This is a genomic window from Lysinibacillus sp. YS11, from assembly GCF_002896375.1.
GTDB lineage: Bacteria > Bacillota > Bacilli > Bacillales_A > Planococcaceae > Lysinibacillus > Lysinibacillus capsici.
On sequence record NZ_CP026007.1, the window covers coordinates 2331717 to 2352945 of the forward strand.

General features: G+C 34.5%; 20 protein-coding genes and 1 pseudogene. 7 read left to right on the forward strand and 14 right to left on the reverse strand.

Features of this window, described 5'->3' with window-relative positions; translation table 11 throughout:
- Window positions 1-3: 3 nt before the first annotated feature.
- The 3 genes from LBYS11_RS11500 to LBYS11_RS11510 all read right to left on the reverse strand — a co-directional run bounded on the left by LBYS11_RS11500 (window position 4) and on the right by LBYS11_RS11510 (window position 3289).
- On the reverse strand, window positions 4-951 hold the full coding sequence (locus LBYS11_RS11500) for a helix-turn-helix transcriptional regulator (protein ID WP_103119079.1): 948 nt from the start codon (window positions 949-951) through the stop codon (window positions 4-6).
- Window positions 952-1432: 481 nt separating this feature from the next.
- Window positions 1433-1846, reverse strand: a complete 414-nt coding sequence (locus LBYS11_RS11505; protein ID WP_103118169.1) for a universal stress protein — start codon at window positions 1844-1846, stop codon at window positions 1433-1435.
- A gap of 12 nt (window positions 1847-1858) precedes the next feature.
- Window positions 1859-3289, reverse strand: a complete 1431-nt coding sequence (locus LBYS11_RS11510; RefSeq protein WP_103119080.1) for a SulP family inorganic anion transporter — start codon at window positions 3287-3289, stop codon at window positions 1859-1861.
- 93 nt (window positions 3290-3382) lie between these two features.
- Between LBYS11_RS11510 and LBYS11_RS11515 the strand changes: the two genes are divergently transcribed.
- Window positions 3383-3934: a recombinase family protein gene (locus LBYS11_RS11515; protein WP_103118170.1), complete on the forward strand. Its 552-nt coding sequence runs from the start codon at window positions 3383-3385 to the stop codon at window positions 3932-3934.
- A gap of 221 nt (window positions 3935-4155) precedes the next feature.
- On the opposite strand, the gene LBYS11_RS11520 is transcribed toward LBYS11_RS11515, so the two are convergent.
- Window positions 4156-4617 (reverse strand): NUDIX hydrolase, encoded by a 462-nt coding sequence (locus LBYS11_RS11520; protein WP_103118171.1) that lies wholly within the window; start codon window positions 4615-4617, stop codon window positions 4156-4158.
- A gap of 818 nt (window positions 4618-5435) precedes the next feature.
- Between LBYS11_RS11520 and LBYS11_RS11525 the strand changes: the two genes are divergently transcribed.
- On the forward strand, window positions 5436-5582 hold the full coding sequence (locus LBYS11_RS11525) for a YrzI family small protein (RefSeq protein WP_081011020.1): 147 nt from the start codon (window positions 5436-5438) through the stop codon (window positions 5580-5582).
- 465 nt (window positions 5583-6047) lie between these two features.
- Here LBYS11_RS11525 and LBYS11_RS11530 read toward each other — a convergent pair whose 3' ends face one another.
- On the reverse strand, window positions 6048-6542 hold the full coding sequence (locus LBYS11_RS11530) for an NUDIX hydrolase (protein WP_054550199.1): 495 nt from the start codon (window positions 6540-6542) through the stop codon (window positions 6048-6050).
- A 559-nt stretch (window positions 6543-7101) separates the two neighbouring features.
- On the opposite strand from LBYS11_RS11530, the gene LBYS11_RS11535 reads away from it, so the two are divergent.
- Window positions 7102-8529, forward strand: a complete 1428-nt coding sequence (locus LBYS11_RS11535; RefSeq protein WP_103118172.1) for a serine hydrolase domain-containing protein — start codon at window positions 7102-7104, stop codon at window positions 8527-8529.
- A 175-nt stretch (window positions 8530-8704) separates the two neighbouring features.
- A complete protein-coding gene (locus tag LBYS11_RS11540) occupies window positions 8705-9034 on the forward strand; it encodes a hypothetical protein (protein WP_103118173.1) in 330 nt (109 codons plus the stop codon).
- Window positions 9035-9261: 227 nt separating this feature from the next.
- Here the strand turns inward: LBYS11_RS11540 and LBYS11_RS11545 are convergent, their stop codons facing one another.
- The 6 genes from LBYS11_RS11545 to LBYS11_RS11570 form a co-directional block, all read right to left on the reverse strand.
- A complete protein-coding gene (locus LBYS11_RS11545; RefSeq protein ID WP_103118174.1) occupies window positions 9262-10797 on the reverse strand; it encodes a multicopper oxidase family protein in 1536 nt (511 codons plus the stop codon).
- A gap of 124 nt (window positions 10798-10921) precedes the next feature.
- Window positions 10922-11461, reverse strand: coding sequence for a TVP38/TMEM64 family protein (locus tag LBYS11_RS11550; protein ID WP_103118175.1), 540 nt, complete (start codon window positions 11459-11461; stop codon window positions 10922-10924).
- 50 nt (window positions 11462-11511) lie between these two features.
- On the reverse strand, window positions 11512-12390 hold the full coding sequence (locus LBYS11_RS11555) for a C39 family peptidase (RefSeq protein WP_054550203.1): 879 nt from the start codon (window positions 12388-12390) through the stop codon (window positions 11512-11514).
- A 247-nt stretch (window positions 12391-12637) separates the two neighbouring features.
- Window positions 12638-12820, reverse strand: a complete 183-nt coding sequence (locus LBYS11_RS23640) for a DUF1541 domain-containing protein (protein ID WP_081011021.1) — start codon at window positions 12818-12820, stop codon at window positions 12638-12640.
- A 31-nt stretch (window positions 12821-12851) separates the two neighbouring features.
- Window positions 12852-13385: a thiol-disulfide oxidoreductase ResA gene (gene resA / locus LBYS11_RS11565; RefSeq protein ID WP_103118176.1), complete on the reverse strand. Its 534-nt coding sequence runs from the start codon at window positions 13383-13385 to the stop codon at window positions 12852-12854.
- A gap of 38 nt (window positions 13386-13423) precedes the next feature.
- On the reverse strand, window positions 13424-14134 hold the full coding sequence (locus LBYS11_RS11570) for a cytochrome c biogenesis CcdA family protein (protein ID WP_048395830.1): 711 nt from the start codon (window positions 14132-14134) through the stop codon (window positions 13424-13426).
- Window positions 14135-14506: 372 nt separating this feature from the next.
- On the opposite strand from LBYS11_RS11570, the gene LBYS11_RS11575 reads away from it, so the two are divergent.
- On the forward strand, window positions 14507-14782 hold the full coding sequence (locus tag LBYS11_RS11575; protein WP_048395961.1) for a YqhV family protein: 276 nt from the start codon (window positions 14507-14509) through the stop codon (window positions 14780-14782).
- Between the two features lie 556 nt (window positions 14783-15338).
- Here the strand turns inward: LBYS11_RS11575 and LBYS11_RS11580 are convergent.
- Window positions 15339-15659, reverse strand: a complete 321-nt coding sequence (locus LBYS11_RS11580) for an ArsR/SmtB family transcription factor (RefSeq protein WP_048392987.1) — start codon at window positions 15657-15659, stop codon at window positions 15339-15341.
- Window positions 15660-16159: 500 nt separating this feature from the next.
- On the opposite strand from LBYS11_RS11580, the pseudogene LBYS11_RS11585 reads away from it, so the two are divergent.
- Window positions 16160-16779, forward strand: a pseudogene (locus LBYS11_RS11585) (class I SAM-dependent methyltransferase).
- Window positions 16780-16953: 174 nt separating this feature from the next.
- Here the strand turns inward: LBYS11_RS11585 and LBYS11_RS11590 are convergent.
- Complete coding sequence (locus LBYS11_RS11590; RefSeq protein ID WP_103118177.1) at window positions 16954-17847, reverse strand: DMT family transporter; 894 nt, start codon at window positions 17845-17847, stop codon at window positions 16954-16956.
- Window positions 17848-18029: 182 nt separating this feature from the next.
- Between LBYS11_RS11590 and LBYS11_RS11595 the strand changes: the two genes are divergently transcribed.
- Window positions 18030-18899: a LysR family transcriptional regulator gene (locus tag LBYS11_RS11595; RefSeq protein WP_103118178.1), complete on the forward strand. Its 870-nt coding sequence runs from the start codon at window positions 18030-18032 to the stop codon at window positions 18897-18899.
- Window positions 18900-18963: 64 nt separating this feature from the next.
- Here the strand turns inward: LBYS11_RS11595 and LBYS11_RS11600 are convergent, their stop codons facing one another.
- The gene (locus tag LBYS11_RS11600) at window positions 18964-21120 is read right to left on the reverse strand and encodes an ATP-dependent helicase (protein ID WP_103118179.1); all 2157 of its coding nucleotides are present in this window, start codon (window positions 21118-21120) and stop codon (window positions 18964-18966) included.
- Window positions 21121-21229: the final 109 nt, after the last annotated feature.

A 21229-nucleotide genomic window follows, 5' to 3' on the forward strand; every position in this document is an offset into this window, starting at 1 on the left:
ATGTCAGTAGTGTTCTAGAATTTTTTTCGCTACTTCCCGAATCTTGAAGCGTAAAGACTTCGGCTCAATCACCTCGATATCTCCGCCCCAGCCAAGTAAATGCTGTAATAGTTCCTCTGGATACCGAACACGAAATTGAAAGATTACCTCCTCATTCCGCTCCTCAATGGATTCAATATAAAAATTAACTGCCTCAATGATTTTGTCGGCAATTTCGGGGTTTGCCCTCATTATTATTCTTTCATCTCGATTGTCAGGTGGCCGATAGCTACTTAGGTCAAAATCATTTGGTAGAAGAAATTGATCTTCCAACACAGAAAGGTCGGACATCCGGGACAAACGGAAATGTCGCATTTCTTGCCTCATATCACAGTATGCTAGTAAAACCCAATTTTCATGGACAAGTGTTAATCCATATGGAGAGACCACACGTTTATTTTTCCGATTCCCATCTGTTCCTGGCATTTTTTTAATATACATAAAACTGATTTTGCACTGTTTCAAAATTGCATCGCGAACTTGATTAAGATATGTTTTTACCCGCTCTTCAGTTGACTGCTCACCTATATGAAGCAGTCGCATTGTTTCCCGAACAAGCCTTGACTCATTACGAACTGACTCCGACAAAGTAGCCTCGATTTTGCGTTTAGCGGACCTTGCATTAATACCATAATCTGTATCCAACCTTTGCTCGACAAAATCAGCTCCCATGAGCAGGGAGACGGCCTCTTCTGCTGTGAACCTAACCGGGGGTAGAAAATATCCTTCCATTAAGGAATAACCCTGACCAGGGGCGCCTAAAATGGGAACCCCAGCCTCACTTAGTGTTTGAATATCCCTATATATCGTACGTACACTTGTCTCAAATTGAGAAGCTAAATCTTCTGCTCTCAATGTTTTGCTTCGCTGTAATTCAAGCGTGATCGCAAGCTGCCTCTCCGTTTTATTCATTTTTTTCCTCCACAATTTCTGCATTCTATTACAGTACTTGCCCAATAATTGAATAACAGCAAGCAATGTATTGGGGATATCCCTGGTTTCGTTTGTATGCCTCCTAATGATATCAAAGCTTGCTTAGAATCATAGTACAACACATTATTGGAACAATTAAATAGTTGCTTCGATTAAGAGGTTTTAAACACCATTCAACTAGATTTCCCTGTTAAAACAGGTATTCACGTAATAATTCTTCAGTAATTTTAATCATCCCTAGTCTCAATTTGCAGATATATTTCTTTCCTAAAAATTTTTGTACTAAACTGCCCCGTTTGTTAAACAAAAAAATCCTGCATATCGATACAGGATGTTTAAACAAACTTTATTATAAATAATCAATCTTTTATATAAAACTACTATGGCTACCCGTGAATTTTTCATACACAAGTTAAATTTTTCCATAATATCCCCATATTCTATGAATCACTATAGCATGCTATTTCACTATTAAAGCTGGGCAATGAACATGTTTCATAACTTTATGGCTTACACTTCCTAACACCATCTCTTGTAAAGTATTTAAGCCTCTGCTACCAATGATAACTAGATCAACTTGTTTTTCATTTGCATACTTCACAATTATAGGACCAGGTGTACCATGTAAAATCGTTAATTTGAAGTTACTCCCAGCAACTCTTAAAACTTCTTCTACTGGTGCTACCTTTCGTTTACGTTCTAATAATAAACTTTCACTAGATACAGCATGTAACACTTCTGTTTTCGCCTTTTCAAAATCTGCCACGTACACCATTTCAATCAGTGAATTCTCAGAAGCAATTTTGACTGCCTCTTTTGCGGCACGCACTGAATTCTCAGAACCATCAACAGCCAATAAAATATGTTTATACATAAAGTATCCTCCTTAATGTGATACACCTACATTTAATAATTGGTTATATAATTTTTCACTCGCTGGATTCATGCCAATGACCTTCACAGTTTTCCCCTGCTCTTCTAATTTCGTAACGACTTTTACGACAGCACCAACTGCTGATTCATCCCATAAATGGCTACTTGTTAAGTCGATTGTAACGATATCTTCCTTAACTGCTTCAATTGTTTGAACAAATTTTTGAGTAGACGCAAAGAATAAAGGACCTTCTACTATAAATTTATCGTTATCTTGATGTATTCGTACCTTTGAAATCGTTGCAACAAAGAATAAAGAACTTAAAATGACTCCCAATACAACTCCAATCGCCAAGTTATCTGTATAGACAACTACAGCTACGGTTGCAAGCATAACGAATGCCTCACTTTTAGGTGCTTTGACAATATATTTAAACGATCCCCAATCAAATGTACCAATACTTACCATGATCATAATTCCTACAAGTACTGGCATTGGAATATCGACCACGATGTTGCCAAGTACCAGGATTAAGAACATTAGGAACATCCCAGCCACAAGTGTTGATAGGCGTCCTCGACCACCTGATTTTACGTTAATCATCGACTGTCCGATCATTGCACATCCTGCCATACCACCAAAGAAACCGTTAACGATGTTTGCAATTCCTTGTCCACGTGCCTCAATATTTTTATTGGATTTTGTATCCGTCATATCATCAACAATTTGTGCGGTCATTAGTGATTCCATTAACCCAACAAGCGCTAATGCTAGTGCGTAAGGGAAAATAATTACTAACGTTTCAAAATTAAATGGTACGTCTGGAATGAAAAAATGCGGTAAGCTCTGTGAAATTGCACCTAGATCTCCTATCGTTTTTAGTTCAAAATTAAAAATGAATGTTACAGCCGTTAACATAATAATCGCAATTAACGGTGCAGGTATTGCTTTAATGAATCGAGGTAAAATGTATACGATACATAATGTGACCACGATGAATATATACGTTATATACCCTTCTCGAAAAAAGTGTGGTACTTGAGCCATGAAAATTAAGATTGCTAGTGCATTAACAAAGCCAATCATGACCGAATTTGGTATAAAACGCATGAGCTTAGCAATTCCAAATACACCAAATAAAACTTGAATAATTCCTGTTAAAATGGTTGCTGTTAATAAATATTGTAACCCATGGTCTGCCACCAAATCTGCAATCACGAGTGCCATTGCTCCTGTTGCGGCAGAAATCATTCCCGGTCTTCCCCCAACAAATGCTATAATAACAGCAATAGAAAATGACGCATAAAGTCCGACCATTGGATCGACACCAGCAATGATAGAAAAGGCAATTGCTTCTGGTATAAGTGCTAAGGCAACGACAATCCCTGACAAGATGTCACCACGCACATTACCAAGCCATTGTTGCTTTAAACTTTGCATGATATTCTCCTTCTTTACTAAAATATAATCTTTGAATATCATAGCACACTTTTCCCAAAAAGGAACCTTTACGGAACTAAAATGGAGTGAAATTATATGATTTATGGTTATCAACGACCCTTATTTAATGATGAGGATATGCAAATTCAAACTGCTGCTTTAAAGAATTGTGACTATCTATTTACTGAAAATCATGGTCGTGCGAAAAAGCGATTAGTTCTTGAAGAATTACTCATGACTATAGAAAAAAACGATACCATTCAGGTACTTCGTTTCTTTAGCATTGCGGATACAACTAGGCATTTAGAAGACCTACTAAAAATTTGTAAAAGAGATCAAGTAACAATTCATTTTATGGAGGAAAATATTACGTCCACACAAATTCTTGAAATGCCACTAGAGCAAGTTTTACAATTCTTTTTAACATTTCAAAGTGATATCGTAAAGCAATCAACTACTTTGGGAATGGCTGAAGCAAAAGCAAAAGGAAAATCAATTGGGCGACCTAAGAAATCAGATGAAAATATAAAAAAGGCAATTGAGATGTATCAGTCTGGAAACACATTATTGGATATTAAGAATGAAACAGGTATAAGTAAATCAACACTTTATCGTTATCTAGAGTCAATAGAAGTAAAACCACAGTAAATTGAAATCTTTATAACCACTATTAATTAAATAAAAACAAGCCTGCTTATGCATTAATTTGAGCAGGCTTGTTTTTTATTTAATTAATTCATTTTTACTTCCCAAAAAGTCATATAAAAGAATGGTATTCAATACTATGCTTCGTTAATTCAATAAAAATGAGCTGCCTTTGCAATTCCTTGTTCTTCAAACAAAGCACTCGTTAGCTTAAATATTTTTTTTCATAAACTTTGTTTGGTGTTCAACTGATTAACTAATCTTTTGTTCAATTCCCATAACGCCGTTTTATTGCTATCCCATTTCAAAAGTGTTACTGCCTCTTCAAAACATAACCATTTATAGTTAAGGTGCTCTTTGGATAAAGATATATCTTTTGTAGGAACTTTAACTCCAAAAGAAAATTCTTTTAATACATAAACGTTTTCTCCCCAAAGGAAATTCCCCACTACATCTTCTACTGGTAGTGAAGAAATAGAATCTAATTCAATATATGGATAATCTCTTGTAATGCCAGCCTCTTCAAATGCTTCTCGTTTAGCAGATTCAATAGGATTCTCACCCTCTTCTCCACCACCAGCTAATCCCTGCCAATATCCATAATCACTTCTCTTAAAAATTGCATATTCAATAGAATGATCAGTGATTGTATAAGGAAATACCAAAACTTGATAAGGTGCCCTCATTGCTTATCTCCTCCAAAAATAACCTTAAAATTAATTTGTTCTTTCTTTAACTAACCTACTTATATATGTATCGAACTAACCTGGACATTCGTGAATAGCTACAGTTCCATTGAACAATTACATTCCTTAGTTATGTCTTCATTATTGTAACTTTTACCTCTTTATTTTTCTTCATGATTCCATTCAACTTGTATTGTCCCTTTTTTAATGTTCACAGTTAGTTGCATCATCGTAGTTTATTTTTGGCACGTATTTTTTGTCTTATTTTCTTCGTTTTTAAAATAGACCTCCAACATACCCGATCATTTCAACGTTTACCTCTTTTATTTATCAAAATTGTAGTAAAATCCTTAAACTTTCCTAAAGTTCTGGAACTACAATTTTGATAAAATACTATGGGTTTCGTTTTTTCATTTTGTAGCCATACCCCTGTAGAAATTACAGGGTTTGGCTTCCCCCATGTACCCGCCCATTAATAACAGCTCATGCTTCAATAATTAGGAAAGCTTTGTAAAAGATGTTTACAAACAACTTAAATTTAGATATACTTACAAAGTAAACAAAAAATTCTTAAGGAGGTCGAATAAAATGATCGTTATCGTTAAATTGATGTCATTGGTAGCTACAACTTCATTAAAAATGAAAATCACACATTCGACCGCATCGGAATGGATCGCTTAAGGTTTTTTTGTAAATAAGCATACCCATACCGCAGGGAGAAGTGTGCCCCTGCGGTATTTTTGTGCCTTTTTTCGCCGTAGAGGAGTCTCTCTACGGTTTTTTTCATTTTTCATGACAATTTAAGGAGGTGATAATAAATGATATTAAACTTTTTTGCGCTCACGATAACTATTACAAAACGTAAGGTCTCTCTTGAGAAAGCACTTCATGATGAATATGTGAAAAAAATCTTTGAAGAGAACCGAAAAAAAATTGACGATTATATTCGTATTCGTCAATATTAATCTTGTTAATTAAAAAACATGAAAGGTGGTAATTGAAATGTATTATATGATCAAAAGACGTCATGCAGTTTTATGGCTGGAGAAAGACACAACCACCAGATGAAGTAATATAAAGTGATAATATAGCTAATTTTATAATCTCAGTTGAGCTAACCCGTTCTAATCTAGGACGGGTTGCTTACTCCAATCGCAATGTTAATTAAGTTAAAAAGAAACTTATAAACTAACTATTCCAGACTACACAGTGATGATCCTTCTTGCTTAGAAATTCATTAAATCCTTATTACTTTAACCTTCCCAGTTAGTTAAGTACATTACTTTTCCAACTAACCTAATTTTCAACATAATTCCTTTAAAAACGTTATTCAATTAAATAGCCCTTAAACTGAAAAATGAGCTTTCCTTTTTCCAGGAAAGAGTCCGATTGTTGAAGATCGTTGTTATTAAATTAAAGCACACGTTAGTTTAAGAAGAACAAAAGGTTAACGCATCGTCTAAGATTAATTTTGAAAGTTTATGGTCATTAATTACAAATGGTATTTCAGAGGGTTCTACCCAAATTCGAGCAGATGATTCATGTTCTCGGAGAAAAGGTAAGCATTCGGTAACATCCATTCTAAAAAATGCCTGATAAGCAATCAATGGATATTTTCCACTTGAATCAAAGGACAGATTTTCTTTATGGCTTACTTCAATAGAACCTATGTATTTAATTGTTCCCTTTACATACCCCTCTTCATATGTTTCGCGTAGTATAGCTTCTTCTACGTTCTCCCCAATCTCTACGTGTCCACCTGGATAATTAAACCCTCGATTTTTTATTTGTGATAATAACACTTTCCCATCTCTAAAGCACACTGCATGAACACTCGTCACTATTAAAGATTCTGTTAATTTCATTCGAGGCATCCAAGTTAGCTTCACATTATTTCCACCCCAGTCTACAAAAATCGTCTGCATATATCTATCCCATCTCCTGTTAAATGCAATTTATCACCTAATATTAACTTTCTACACTGTTTCAAAAATCCCTCTTATACAACAAACCGGAAATAGATTTTAAAACGTGGTAAATATACGTTTTTTATGTTGCATCAATTGTAGAATATATTACGAGTAACCATTCTTATGCCAATAGAATATATTTGGAATTTGCATATTGGTCCGTTTAAAAGAATGAGGCTTCTGACTCTTATTCGAGTTCTCGTCATCTAGTAGATTTAAAAGTCTTATCAGCAAAGCCTCCCTCATGGTAATAGATTTCTTGTTTGTTTTACAACTTTTATTCCACAATCTGGCCCTTTAATGCAAACAAGCGCTGATCCTTATTACAGAATGCACCCTTTTGTTGAAGATCGTTTTACTTATTGAACTAACGTATCTGTTCGTTAAAGGTAACTCTTCACATTTTACTTAATATTATAAAGGTGAATAGAAAGATAAGTTATAATTTAGTTTAATAGTTGTAAAAGTATGTTATTTATATTATTCTCTTATAATTTTTCAAAAAGGAGTGTTTATGAAAAAGATTATTGTTGTTGTATTAATGATATTTATATTATTCTTAGAATCCACAACACAAAGTTATGCACTGTCAGATTCGAAATCTGCGGCAATACAAGCGTTGCTAGATGATGCCTCTCGAATATCAGGTGTTCCAGGAATTTCAATCTCAATAATTGTCGATGATGAAGTGTTCTACTTTTCTTCAGGGTATGCTGACCGTGAAAAGGGGTTGACTGCAAGTGAAAATACACTCTATGAGTTAGCTTCTGTCAGTAAAGCTTTTACTGGTATGGGTATTATGCTGTTGGAAGAGCAAGGGCTGCTCTCAATGACGGATCCTGTGCAAAAATATTTACCTTGGTTTACGTTAAAGTATCAAGGAAAACCTGTTGATACGCAAAGCCTTACACTAAATAACTTTCTTCAACATACCAGTGGTCTAACAAATATTAGGCATACTCAAAATATTCCACAAGGCAATACACCGGATATGTTGCAAAAGACTGTGGAAATGCTCGTAGATGCTGAATTGGCGTTCCCTCCTGGTGAACAGTATAACTATGGAACCGTTAATTATGACGTATTGGGTTTGGTTATTGAGATTGTGTCGCAACAAAGCTATGAAGACTTTATGAAGGAACAAGTATTTCAGCCGTTAGGTCTTTACCAGACGTATGTTTATAAAGAAGATGCCCAAGCCACTGGACAGTTGGCACAAGGCTACCGTTCTTCCTTTTTTATGACAACTCCATTTAAAGCTCCGGATTATACTGGGAACAAACCCGCAGGCTACATCATTTCTAATACAAAAGATATGGCACGTTGGATGGGCATACAGATGGGTATTGTGCAGGACATACCCGAAATATTTCACACGGTTATCGAAAAATCACATAGGGGTGATATGTCTGTCTCGGCTGTCAATGATATGTATTATGCGGCAGGCTGGTCGGTAAACGCCGACCAAACAATTATCGAACACACTGGGGGCAATCCAAATTTCAGAACCGAAGTAGCCATACTGCTAAATGACAGAACAGCCGTCTGCTTGCTGAGCAACGGCGCAAATACCAATATAAACTTGGTACTAAAAGTTAAAGATATATTAGACGGCAATCTAACTCAGTCATATGAAATAAGTGGCACACAGCTTTTGGATATCATTTTGTCGTCTATCACTATTATTCTTTGCCTATTGGCTGTTCTGCTATTTCTCTTAGGATTACGAAAAAAGAAAATGAATAAGAGACAGCCAATGACAAAAAAGAGAATAATCATAACAGTTATTTTCCTGATGGCTACGATTGTCCTTGGTATACTGTGCTATGCTATCGATTGGTCAACGATACTTATTTGGCAAACATATAGTATTCTTACAGCGTTGATTTCGTCAGCATTATTAACAGCCAGCATTACATGGTTTGTATACACTCACCGATAAAATACCTCGCTCCCAAGATAATCATAATGTTAAGTAATAAAATATAAAATTATCGGTATGCTTAATAAACCTGCTACTGCAGCAGAAATTGAAACTGCAACTGCAACATTTAAGTCTGCTACTGTAAGCATTGGGAATGGAAATACGGTCCTTTTACAAAGAAGTAGTATGGTACATGTTTTACAAAATCACCACCCACTTTATTGGACAGGATCAACTGGAAAAACTCTTTTTAATCCTAATATCAGAAACTAATTTATCTAAGAATAACATTGAATGGACCTTAGAAAAAATTATAAATAAACGAAATAATTTAGTGGTTTTTTCTTCAAAAAATAGTATGAAAAGTCGGTTAAAAGGAGTTTGTGAAGAAAATGAATTCATTAATGAAGTAGTTGTAAGTGCACATGATTATCTTACTCTAAGAGAAAAGGATACTCGAACTCAGAATCTAAATGAAATGGTTGAAAAATACAATCAGCTTAAGCAATTGATTAAAGAATAAAAATATGACAGATGCTTGAAGTTGTACAATTAGCTACTATTAGTTTTCAGACTAATGGTAGCTTATTTAATTGTTAAGTTACAAAAAGGTCGTATCCTAGAAGTCTTTAAAGCAACAGAAAGCATTTAAATGGCTCGAAATGGCTTTATCTGGTGTTTTAAGTCGTTTAAAATCCACTCTTGAACATCTAAAAAACCTCCAAATATATGGAGGTTTTTAAACTATTTTTATTTTACTTCAACTTGACCCATCATCCCATTTTCTTCATGTTCAAGGACATGGCAATGGAACATGTAAATGCCCTTATTAATGAACTTCACTGCTAATTTAACTGTTTGACCAGCTTCAACTGAAACCGTATCCTTCCACCCTTTTAAATTTAAAGGAGGTTCTTTCCCATCAATCGACACGATTTTAAATTGAGTGCCATGTATGTGGAAAGGATGTGTCATGCCACCCATCATATCAGGTTTATTATAAATTTCCCAAATTTCAGTATCTCCCTGTTTTTGAGTGAATTCAATGCGATTCATATCAAACTGTGAACCATTGATTGAAACCATTGTGCCCATACCAAAAAGTTCAAGTTCCTTTGTAACTGGTAAGGTTTTTTCCTCTTCCGTAACACCAAAATCATTTAATTTTTGTGCAATGTTACTTGTACTTGCAGCTTTTTGTTCAATTTTAAATGGTAAAAGGGTAATTCCTTCTTCATTTATTAATGCTATATCAGTTTTGTCATCCATCCTTGAAAAATCCACTATTACCTCTGCTCGCTCACCTGGTGTTAAGGTAATTTCTTTCATATCAGTTGGTTGATTTAAGAAACCTCCATCAGTAGCAATTTGTTGGAATGTAGCTCCATTATTCAATTTAAACGTATAATTACGAGCATTAGAACCGTTTAATAATCGAAGTCTTATTTTTTCTTTACCGACAGTAAGTTTAGGATTCAAAGTACCATTAATTAACAAAGTATCTCCTATTGTACCATCCTCATTAAGGACTGCTTGATAATTTAATTGCTTTTCTTCAGTAAATTGTCTATCTTGGAATACTAACGGAAAATCATTCACACCATACTCATTCGGTAAATTGATTTTTTGCGAATTTTCATCATCAATATAAATTAAGCCAGCTAAACCTTTATATACTTGCTCTGCTGTAGCACCTTCTGGATGTGGATGGAACCACAGCGTAGATGCTCCTTGATTAACTGTAAAATTTACATCTTCTGTTACACCTGGCTCTAAGACTTGGTGTGGACCGCCATCACCATTTCCGGGAATTTCTAATCCATGCCAGTGAAATGTTGTTGGTTCAGATAAAGCATTTTTAGTTCTAAACGTTACCCTTTGATCTTTATGAATACGAATGACTGGCCCTAAAAAGGAACCATTATATCCAAATGTCTCTGTTTTAGTTCCCTTAAGGATTTCTGTCGTTCCTTTTTGAGCAGTAATATCAACAATTCCATTTTTAGGTTCAATAATAGGTGGAAGCGCAAGCTCATTTTCCCCAGTTGAATTATTTAATGCTAATGGATTGTTATGACTCGCATGACCATTTTCCATGCTACTATCTTTATTATCCATACCCTCCATGTTTTTCATTTCTTCATCACTCATATTGGAATGGTCCATACCAGACATAGTAGAATGGTCCATATTTGAATTATTATTAGATTCCGAATTACCCACACTACATCCCCCCATTATAATAGCGCCTACCAATAATGAAGCAATCAAAAGTTTAGATTTCATTATGTTTCCTCCTTTTATTCTTTACATAGGCACTATAACAAAGAAGTATGGAGAAAATATGGATTTGTAATTAAATGAGACAAGTATTAACCACTCTATCTAAGAAAACTTTGATATGACTTTTTTACTTCTTAACTTTCCAAATCAAAATGATAATTGACATTAATAAGATACTTATTACAATTTTCCCTATTAAATTTACTTGCATAAAACCATATACGGCTCCTGCTTCAAAGATTAAGGCTGGTATTTTTCCAATCGTACTAGCAAGCGCAAATGTGCCTAAAGACACCTTAGAAAATGCACTAGTAAAAGTCACAAGACCTGATGACATAAAAGGTAAAATCCTTAAACTGACAATTATCCAAAATGCATCAGACCCTTCCAACTCCTTTAATTTTAAAAGTTTAGGGTGTAATACGAACGGTCTTTTCCATTTATTGATTCCTTTTCTATATAAAATAAAGCTAATAACTGCACCAAGTGATTCACCGATAATAGAAATCAACAAACCGTTGAATACGCCAAAAAACACAAGGTTAGTAGCTGTAACAAAAACACTTGGTAGTACACCTATAATACTAACCAAAGTATTTATCATTAAACTAACCAAAATTGCAAATAATCCAGATTGTTCAAGTAATTGAAGTAATTTTTCTTCCATGATTAAACGCTATCTTTTTTAACCTATTACTTGCATATAATGAACTATTGTTAATAAACAACAACTGCCTGTTCGCCTAATGCTTCATAGCTATTAAAAAATGCTCCCTTATCCAATGTTATCAATCCCTTACGTGGATCCATTACTTCCACAGTCGTATTTCCCACAGATAATAGTACCATTGTATGTAAATTTTGATACATTTGATGGTACTCACCTGCTTCTTCCATAATCCATCCCCCTTTAACCTTTGGTGGTGAGAGGTCCAATGTTACCCATATAATAACTGGTATTCCCTGTCTAATATAATTTGTTATTTCTTTTATTGTACTTCCACTACTATTTTTTGCATGTAAATCTAACTTTCTCTCGGTGATAAAATTATTAGCTGCTTTGACAATTGGTTCTGCAAAAACATATGTACCCGTTTCTAGATTGCTTGGCTCGCCGCCATATGCTTGATTAGGATTTGGCCCATACTTTTTTTTCATTTTGTATTCAAACGATTGTTTAGGTAAATAATTTTGATCCATTTCTAATTTAGATGTTTCTGCACCATAGTAATTAAGTACTGCTGTAAGAGTAGTTATTTCACACCCATTTGGTAATTCAGGATTTTGTAGAATTACAGGAACTCCAAATCCTTTATTATGATTTACTGCATATGTTTGCACTAATATGGATTGTGTAGATGACGTATACGTAAATTTTTTCTCTGTTAAATACATTCCTGTTGTAAAATTGTTTGGATTCCCTACTTTTACTGTATAGGTTTCATTCGGTTGCAAATTATTAAATTGAGCCTCACCTTTATTCAAACTAATTGTTGAATCTATTTCTTTCCCTTCTTCATTAAGTAACACCACATATAGATCATTAAGTGGATCTCCACTAAAAAATTCAACGGTTAACACTGTTATGGTATTCAAGTTTGTATTTTCATTTGTACAACCCTCTAAAATAACTGCTAATAATCCTAAAGTGAAAATAATTCCCCACTTTCTAATGCCCCATACCTCCTCCCGTTATTATTACATGATTCAAAATGAATATAACGAATAATTATGGAGAAATTATGGATTAAAATTAAAATGAAATGAATTTTTAGAATTTCTACATAAAAAAAGATGTTCCATTTGTCAAAATTGATTTGACTCGTCGAACATCTCTGAGTATTTAATTTTTACGGAGTAGATCATCACTTTCCGTTAGCCATTTATGAATTGTTACTTTTACACCAGAAGTAGAAGTGTAGTTAACCATATACACAGTTGTTTCTTCTGCGGAATTGATTCCTCTTTCATCTCCTTCATTTTGTCTTCGCTGCACATGCAATGTAACAATTTTTGAATTACCCAAAATTGACTTTAGTGATATTAAGAATCATTATTTAGTCTGGTAGAATTAGTTCCATATAATTCTTTATATCTTGTTTTTTCATTTCTCCAGTGATTATTTTTTCTATTTTCCCCTCAGAATTAATAAGAATAGTCGTTGGTAATGGATTGATATTATATGCTTCCATTACACTTTTATTTTTATCTATTAAAACCGGAAAAGTTAGACCTTTTCGGTCAATATAATTTTGAACCACGAAGTCGGATTCTGCTATATTTATAGCTAGTACCTGTATACCCTTTTCTTTATAATCATTATAATATCTATCTATAATTGGAAATTCTCTTTCGCAAGGTTTGCACCAAGTACCCCAAAAGTTTAAAAAGACGCCTTGTCCTTTGTATTCCTCCAAATTATGTTTCTCACCATGCATATCAACTAGAGTAAAATTTGGAGCATCGTCCCCTATTTTTAATACTTCATTTTTATCTTGCGTTAAAGTTGAATAGACTGTGAAGAATATTGCCCCAAATAATATAATTAATATAATTGAACGCATAAGAAATCTTCTCTTTTTTTTATCCATAATGAAGTTAGGCTCCTTCCTTTCTTATATATGTAAAACTAGAAACCAGTAAATCCTCCAAAAATCGGTGTTAAAAACGCAATAATTTTAGTCATCATATCAAAGTATAATAAAACCCCCATCACAATCATTATTGCACCACCTATTTTCATAAACAGTCCATTTTTTCTTTGAAGAAACTTCATTTTTCCGATAAATAAAGACATTATTAGGAAAGGTATAGAGAAACCTAGCACATAAAATAGCATGTACAACATGCCCTTCCCAGGATCAGACACGCCTAAAGCTATTACTCCTGCAAGAATTGGTCCAGTACAAGGTGTCCATCCAGCTGCAAAACCCATACCAATAAGTACCGAACCAAAATATCCTTTGGGCCTTTTTTTAAAATGAATCTTTTTTTCAGATTGTAAAATATCGATTTTAAAAAAACCTAGAATAACTAATCCAAAAAAGACCATGATAATTGCTCCAATTTGTCTTAGGAACTCTTTATACTGAATAAAAATCTGTCCGATAAAAGAAGTTGAAAAACCTAGTGCCATAAAAATAATAGAAAAACCAAGTAAAAAAAGCAGGGTATGTATCAGAGATTTTCGCCTCAAAATCCCTTTTTCTTCTTTCAGTTCATTAAAGGATATTCCTGTTACATAAGATAGAAAAGCTGGATACAATGGTAATGAACAAGGTGATAAAAATGATAATAATCCAGCACCAAATGCAAGAAGTAAATTTAATTGCTCTAACAAATACGCTCACTCAACCTTTCTATAGTCCATTTGAAAATAAAGTATAGACTATAAATATGGAGAATATATGCATATGCAGCGTGATATAAGAATTAGAATTTTATTGATAGCTTTCAAATTGAACATTAATCTAAATAGGGATTAAAAATAAAAAATGAGCCGTGTTTCAACTATAGAAACACAGCTCATTTTTTATGCTAATTCCAAACATTGAAAAAATCTTTAATTATATTCCTAGTCTAAGGATTAAAGCATAATCTAACAAGAATATTAGACACGAATCATACATATATTGATTTTAGTATTTCATTAAAACAAAAATCTATTATTCTATTCATGATGGAATTATATTAAATTTTCTATAAAGATAGGATGATGACAATTATTGAAAAGTCGGTTCTTGCTATGGTTATTTTACGTGTATTGTCTGGGAGTATTGAAGTAAGTGCTGGATTGTTGATGCTAAAGTTAAATAATCTAGAAAAAGCATTTTATATTAATACAATGCTTGCTTTGGTTGGTCCAACAGTTTTAATCGTAACGACAGCAATTGCATTATTTGGACTAGCAGATAAAATACCTGTGACAAGAATCGTTTGCTTATTTACGGGTATAACACTTATTATTATTAGCTCACATATTAAGTAAAAATAAAACATTACTAAAATTTACCAAAATCACACAAGTGTCAGAATATGAGTTTGACGAAAAAATAATCTTCACAACCTTTTGGATCCAAGTTATCTTCTGTATCGAACTTATTTTATAGCATGGTTCCATTCATAATCTTTGTTAAACTCTTTTATGAATCACCTAACATGTTCATTAAATTACTGTAGCGTGTGACGACGCTGCTTTTTTTTATGTATAATTAGCCTTTATTTGCACAAATTTATATTGAGTGTATCGCACGCACTTATACGGTGGTGGCGTTGGTTGACCGTCACGACCTCCCTCAATAAGGGTTACATTATCTCAGTAACCCTTTTATAAATTCTATTCAGATCAGGTAGTTTTCTACTTTGGACTAACCTTAATTAAACCTTTACGACCACTAACCCTATTGGTAAAGATGTTCCTCTATCTTTGATTTTTTCTGTACCAGCTCATTCATATAGTTAAGGAACACCTATTTCCTCATAATTTCAAATCTCCTGCATCCTTCCCTATATATTATGGAATCTGCTTTTATTTATATATATCTTTAATCTACATGGTTTGCACAGCACGCAACATCAGAATGAACATCTTCTAAAACCGTATCAAACATTTCAAGAAGTTCGCGAATACGCTCATTTCTCAAACTATAGTAGCAATATTTTCCTTCATTACGACCAACAATAATGCCACACCCTTTTAAACAGGCTAAGTGTTGAGAGATATTAGACTGATTCCCCTTTAATTCCTCGACGATTTGAGATACTGTCTTCTCTTTCTCTTTGATACACTCTAAAATTTGAAGTCTTACCTTGTTTGAAAATCCATGAATTAGTTTAATTTTTAAGTCAATATTTTTTTCTGTCACAAAATCTCCTCCAATTCATATTAGACTTAGCTAATATGTTTTGATATGATCATATTCGATATCACTAATATGTGTGTCAAACATACTAGCACTACCTAATATGTCTGTCAAAAATTTTAAAACATATGGGTCTCTCTTCAGCTAATAAACGTAGGCATCCACAAGTTAGATTTTTTACTGTCTGAAAAGGAATATTAGATTAAATTTGGGACAGGTTTCACAACTGGCTGGACACTTGTAATAATGGCTTTAGAGCTAACAAACCCTGATAAAGGCTTATTATACATACTTATTAATGTACTTGGTTTTTCAATTTCCTTTCTTAAGCTGTCTCAAATTACGTTTCTTCCAAAAAGAAGCCATTTATGATTATTGATTTTAATGGGATTTTATTATATTTTGACATGATGACAAAGATTATTGCGTGGGTCACTCCTATTTTCGGAGGGGACACAGGATTTTAGAAGTTCATACGCTCTGTAGAAAGGCTGGATGTAGCATTGAATAATACGTGGAACAAAATTATTTATAAAATTGGCTCTTCCTTTTACGATAAATTTTTTAATACAGGTACTTTTTTAAAGACCAGAAAGAGGATTTTTCAAGAAGTACCTTTTCAGCGTAAACAAAAAATCCTCTATGTAGGTATTGGTACTGGGGCTGATTTAGAATTAATCAACTATGTTGATTATGATATAACAGCCATTGATTATTCTCCTGATATGCTAGCGAAAGCTCAACATAAATTCGAGCACTCTTCTATCAATTTTTAGAAATGGATGCTCAAAAAATGTCTTTTGCAGATGAATCATTTGACTATATTGTAGCTAGTTTAATACTTTCTGTGGTTCCTAATGAAAATAAATGCTTTGAAGAGATGATAAGAGTTTTAAAGAAGGATGGTAGAATTCTTATCTTTGATAAATTTGCTCCTAAAAATCAAAAATTAACGCTAACAAAAAAATTGGTAAGGCCATTTATAAGTATGTTAGGAACAGATATTGGTAGAAGTTTTGAGGAGCTGTTTAAACAAAATGATCAAAGGCTCAGAATTATAAGAGATGAATCTGTTATGTTAAAGGGTATGTATAGATATATTGAAGTTCTTAAACTCTCTTAGCTAAGGGCAGTTAACGTTTTGGAGAAACTCATCAAGAAGCTCAAGCATCTTATCAAGAGTTTAAAAAACAACAATTAGCCAACTTGAATTGGCTGATTGTTGTCTTAGTAATTGAACAACCCTATAAATGTTAAATACCATGTACTATCGATTTAAGTCTCCCGTGATAAATTGTTACTCTATTTGTTTTTTCATGAGTTGTTTTGAAAAGTTAAAAGATCGAATTTCGCTAACAAATGTAGAACCTAATAAAAATACCCCTCCGATAATTTGCACTAGGGTCATTTGCTCTTGCAATATCATTGCAGAAATCAATATTGCTACAAAAGGATTGACATAGCTTAGCATCGCAATACTCTGCCCTTTCAATTTTTCCATTCCCGAGAAAAACAACCAAAATCCAATCCCTGTATTAACGATACCTAAAATTAAAATAAAAGGAATAGATGCGCGTGATAATTCAAAAATCCCCAAGCCTTCTGTCAAAAAAACATACGGCAGCAGTAATAATGCAGTCGTTCCAAGTTGAATAATGGTCAGCTCTAGCTTGTCCATCTCTTTAATAAATTTGTTTAAAAGTAACAATGCCGCATAAAACGCAGCTGCCATCAATCCAAAGGTAAGTCCAAGGAAATCATCTGATTCCGTTGCACTCACTCCTTCTCCTACAATCATTATCATACCGATAATTGCTATGACAATGCATATTATTTTTTTTATGGATAATTGTTCCCTAAGTACAACAGGTGAAAGAATCATTACAACTACTGGTGCAAAGTAATATCCTAGTGTGGCATTGGCAAGTGATGTGTGGTCGTAGGATTGATAGAGAAAAATCCAGTTTCCTCCCAATGCAACGCCTGAGAGAAACAAAAATAAAGCATTCGATTTCACTAAATTCCAGGATATTTTTTTCTTCATTATGGAGAAGATGAAGAATAAAAATAAGCATCCTAGTAAACTACTTAGTAAAGCTCTTTCACTCGCCGCTAAATCAATGTAACGCACAACTAAACCGATTGTGCCAAAAATAATCATTGATACGATAAATTGAAATTTAGATTTCATGGCCTACTCCCCTAACCTACCGCAATTTAATAGGAACTATTAGGTGTTTTTTCCGTCCTTTCCTTCCACTCCCTTTCAACTTGCTTTTGTAATGGGAATAGCATAGCATACTTATATGTATTACAAAATTGAATGTTTGTCATGCTATACATAACAAAATAGCATGCAAGGGGGATAGCGTTATGAATATCCAAAAATATATGGCCTTTGTCAAAGCAGTAGAATATGGGAGCTTTACAAGAGCTGCCGATGCATTAAACTATACACAGTCTGGTATCAGCCGTATGATCAACGATTTAGAAATAGAATGGGGAATTTCCCTTTTTGAACGAGGTCGTGCCGGAATCAGTTTAACATCCGATGGCTTAAAGCTACTGCCCCAATTACAGCGTATATGTAATGAGCATGAAATGTTAATGATGCAGATCGAAGACTTACATGATATCCAATCAGGAATCATCCGAATTGGTACATTTTCTAGTGTAGCAACACATTGGCTACCTCATATGATCAAATTCTTTAAGCAGGATTATCCAGGGATTGATTTCGAGCTACTCTTAGGAGATTACACCGAAATCGAAAGCTGGATTATCGAAGGTAGGGTCGACTTTGGATTTTTGCGACTACCAACAAAAGCTAAAATGGAAACAATCTTTGTAGAGCAAGACCGTTTGTTGGTAGTCATTCATCAGGATCATCCTCTTGCTGATTGCGATAAATTTCCTATAAGTGAACTATTGACCAGTCCATTCATGCTTTTAGAAAAAGGCGCAAAAGCTGAAATCTCCGAAATTTTTGAGAAGCACAATATCTCGCCGCACATTTCTTTTACAACATGGGACGACTATGCCATTATGTCAATGGTGGAAAACGGGTTGGGAATCAGTATATTACCTGAATTGATTTTAGAACGCATTCCTTACCAAATTATCGCGAAAGAGCTTGAGATCCCTGCTTTTCGAACTATTGGGATTGCGATGAGGGAGCAAAAATCGCTGTCACTTGCAGCAAAGAGATTTATAGAATATTTATCCTATAGAAAGAGAAAATAAGAAGTTTAGCTATTATTTTGCATACTATAAAAAGCGTATTCGATAAAATCTCGAATACGCTGCATTAATCTTCCACCGCTTCTAAATAGCCTTGCTGTAAACATGTATCCGTCATAAACTGCTTTATCCCTGCATCAAATGACAATTTGATCGTGCTACTTGTGACCTCCAAAATTTTCCCCTCTCCAAACATCACATGCTTCACCTTTGAGCCAACGATTAACGCTGACTCCGTTGTAATTGTCTGATCATTACGGTATTGCTTCAATGCTTTTCTCGGACTTTTCGACGCTTTCTTTGGTAATTCCTGAGGAGAAACGATTTGCTTTAACGCCTTCATAAATATTGATGGCACCACACTTGCTTTAAAGCGCTTGCTGTACGAAATTAATTCCAAATGGCGAATTGCACGTGTGATACCGACATAAAAGAGCCTTGTTTCTTCCTCTATTGCTTCTTCCGTCTCAGTAGGTAAAATCCCATCAATTAAGTCAATCAAATACACACGGTCAAATTCCAAGCCCTTTGAACTGTGTAAGGTTGTTAATGTAATGGCATTCATTTCATTTTTCAGATGAGATGTACGTGCTAAATTTTCAAGGTACTTTAAACGACCCGCAAATTCAGTCATCGTCGACGTATGGCGAGCAATTAGTCCAAGTACATCCACAATATCTAGTAAATTTTCATAATTAAAACCGAGGTCCTCGCTCATTTTCTTTAAGACACGCTCATAACCAAAGTCATAACGGATATGCTCTAGCATGGCTGTTGGTGTTGTTTGATCAAATTGAATGCTATCATACGTTTTGCGAATTCGCTTAATATATACAGGCTGATAATCCTTTAATTCCACATGCTCTAGTAATAGTGAGAATACACAGCCATCCTCCGGTACTTTCTGCAGTGCCTTTAATTGCGTTGGTGTAATATAAGCATTCATTTTTCTGTAAACTTTTTCAAATATCGAGATATTTTTTGTATTGTACGCTAGACGCATGAAGTTCATTATATCCTCCACAACCCAATGCGTAAAAAAGCGAATGGTGGAATCTTTCATATAGAAAGGCAAGCCCGCTCTGTCTAATGCGTCCATAAGAGGAATGGCTGACGTATTATTTCGATATAAAACAGCCGTTGAGCCACGCTTAGACAAGCTTTTTAACTGATTCACTACATATTTGGCCTGTAAGCTGTAATTCTCTAGGATTTTAAACGAGATTGGCTCTGCTGCAGGATTCTGCGTAAACATTTGTTTGTTATACCGTTTTTTATTTCGCTGAATGAAAAGGTTGGCTGGCTCTACAATCGAGGCAGAAGAACGATAATTTTGTGTCATTAGTAAAACACATGCCTCTGGATAAATCTTTTGGAAATTCAACAAATAATCTGGCTCTGCACCGCGCCAGCTATAAATGGCCTGATCCTCATCGGCAACGACGCATAAATTTTGATGGACAGCGACAAGCTTCTCGATGATCGCATGTTGAACAGGCGATGTATCCTGACTTTCATCCGTTAAATAAAAATCGTATCGACGCTGATATTGCGCCAACACCTCTCGATTTTTCGTAAAAATATCATTCGCCATTAACAGCATATCGTCAAAATCAATGAGCAATCGGTCACTAGCTGTGCGCTTATATTCCTCATAATGCTGTAAAATCTCGACTTTTCTTGGCACCTTTACTTCTGCAATTGCCCATTCCTGTTCTGGCAGCATTTTATTTTTGATGAACGTTATGTACGTCAGTAGCTCGTCTAACTGATCTTCCGTAATTTTGGAGCCATTTAATTGTTCAAAAATCTCACGAAGCACTCGTTTTTTTGACATTACACCAGGCCCGTCCGCTTCTTCGATAATCCCGTACGAAATGCCCTGACGTTCAAGTGTCTGCCGGACAACTTGAAATGCTAAACTATGAATCGTCGAAAAATCAACTGGTGGCAAATGCGGAAAAAACTTTGCAAAACGTGCCTTCATATCATTTGCTGATGCCTTACTAAACGTAACAGCCTTTATGCGAGCAGGCTTGACACTAAGCGCCTCGATCATATAGCCAATACGCATAATAATCGTCGTCGTTTTTCCTGAACCAGGAGATGCCAATAGTAGCAGCGGTCCATTCGTCTGCAATACGGCCTGCTTCTGCACATCATTTAGATAAACGCCAAGTGAACACTCCTTTTCTTCAAAAAATGCTTTTTGCGCTCCATTCATATCAATTACTCCGTTCTAAAAAAATCTATTTTCTATTATACCAGATGATACTGATTAACTTCTTAAGAGCATTAAAAGCAACTAAGCTCGACTACTACTCATTCGAGTG

Bases quoted from the DNA above. Each gene is read 5' to 3' on its own strand.
- LBYS11_RS11500 (WP_103119079.1), bottom strand. From the start codon at position 951: ATGAATAAAACGGAGAGGCAGCTTGCGATCACGCTTGAATTACAGCGA.
- LBYS11_RS11505 (WP_103118169.1), bottom strand. From the start codon at position 1,846: ATGTATAAACATATTTTATTGGCTGTTGATGGTTCTGAGAATTCAGTG.
- LBYS11_RS11515 (WP_103118170.1), top strand. From the start codon at position 3,383: ATGATTTATGGTTATCAACGACCCTTATTTAATGATGAGGATATGCAA.
- LBYS11_RS11520 (WP_103118171.1), bottom strand. From the start codon at position 4,617: ATGAGGGCACCTTATCAAGTTTTGGTATTTCCTTATACAATCACTGAT.
- LBYS11_RS11525 (WP_081011020.1), top strand. From the start codon at position 5,436: ATGATATTAAACTTTTTTGCGCTCACGATAACTATTACAAAACGTAAG.
- LBYS11_RS11530 (WP_054550199.1), bottom strand. From the start codon at position 6,542: ATGCAGACGATTTTTGTAGACTGGGGTGGAAATAATGTGAAGCTAACT.
- LBYS11_RS11535 (WP_103118172.1), top strand. From the start codon at position 7,102: ATGAAAAAGATTATTGTTGTTGTATTAATGATATTTATATTATTCTTA.
- LBYS11_RS11540 (WP_103118173.1), top strand. From the start codon at position 8,705: ATGTTTTACAAAATCACCACCCACTTTATTGGACAGGATCAACTGGAA.
- LBYS11_RS11545 (WP_103118174.1), bottom strand. From the start codon at position 10,797: ATGAAATCTAAACTTTTGATTGCTTCATTATTGGTAGGCGCTATTATA.
- LBYS11_RS11550 (WP_103118175.1), bottom strand. From the start codon at position 11,461: ATGGAAGAAAAATTACTTCAATTACTTGAACAATCTGGATTATTTGCA.
- resA (WP_103118176.1), bottom strand. From the start codon at position 13,385: ATGGATAAAAAAAAGAGAAGATTTCTTATGCGTTCAATTATATTAATT.
- LBYS11_RS11575 (WP_048395961.1), top strand. From the start codon at position 14,507: ATGATGACAATTATTGAAAAGTCGGTTCTTGCTATGGTTATTTTACGT.
- LBYS11_RS11590 (WP_103118177.1), bottom strand. From the start codon at position 17,847: ATGAAATCTAAATTTCAATTTATCGTATCAATGATTATTTTTGGCACA.
- LBYS11_RS11595 (WP_103118178.1), top strand. From the start codon at position 18,030: ATGAATATCCAAAAATATATGGCCTTTGTCAAAGCAGTAGAATATGGG.
- LBYS11_RS11600 (WP_103118179.1), bottom strand. From the start codon at position 21,120: ATGAATGGAGCGCAAAAAGCATTTTTTGAAGAAAAGGAGTGTTCACTT.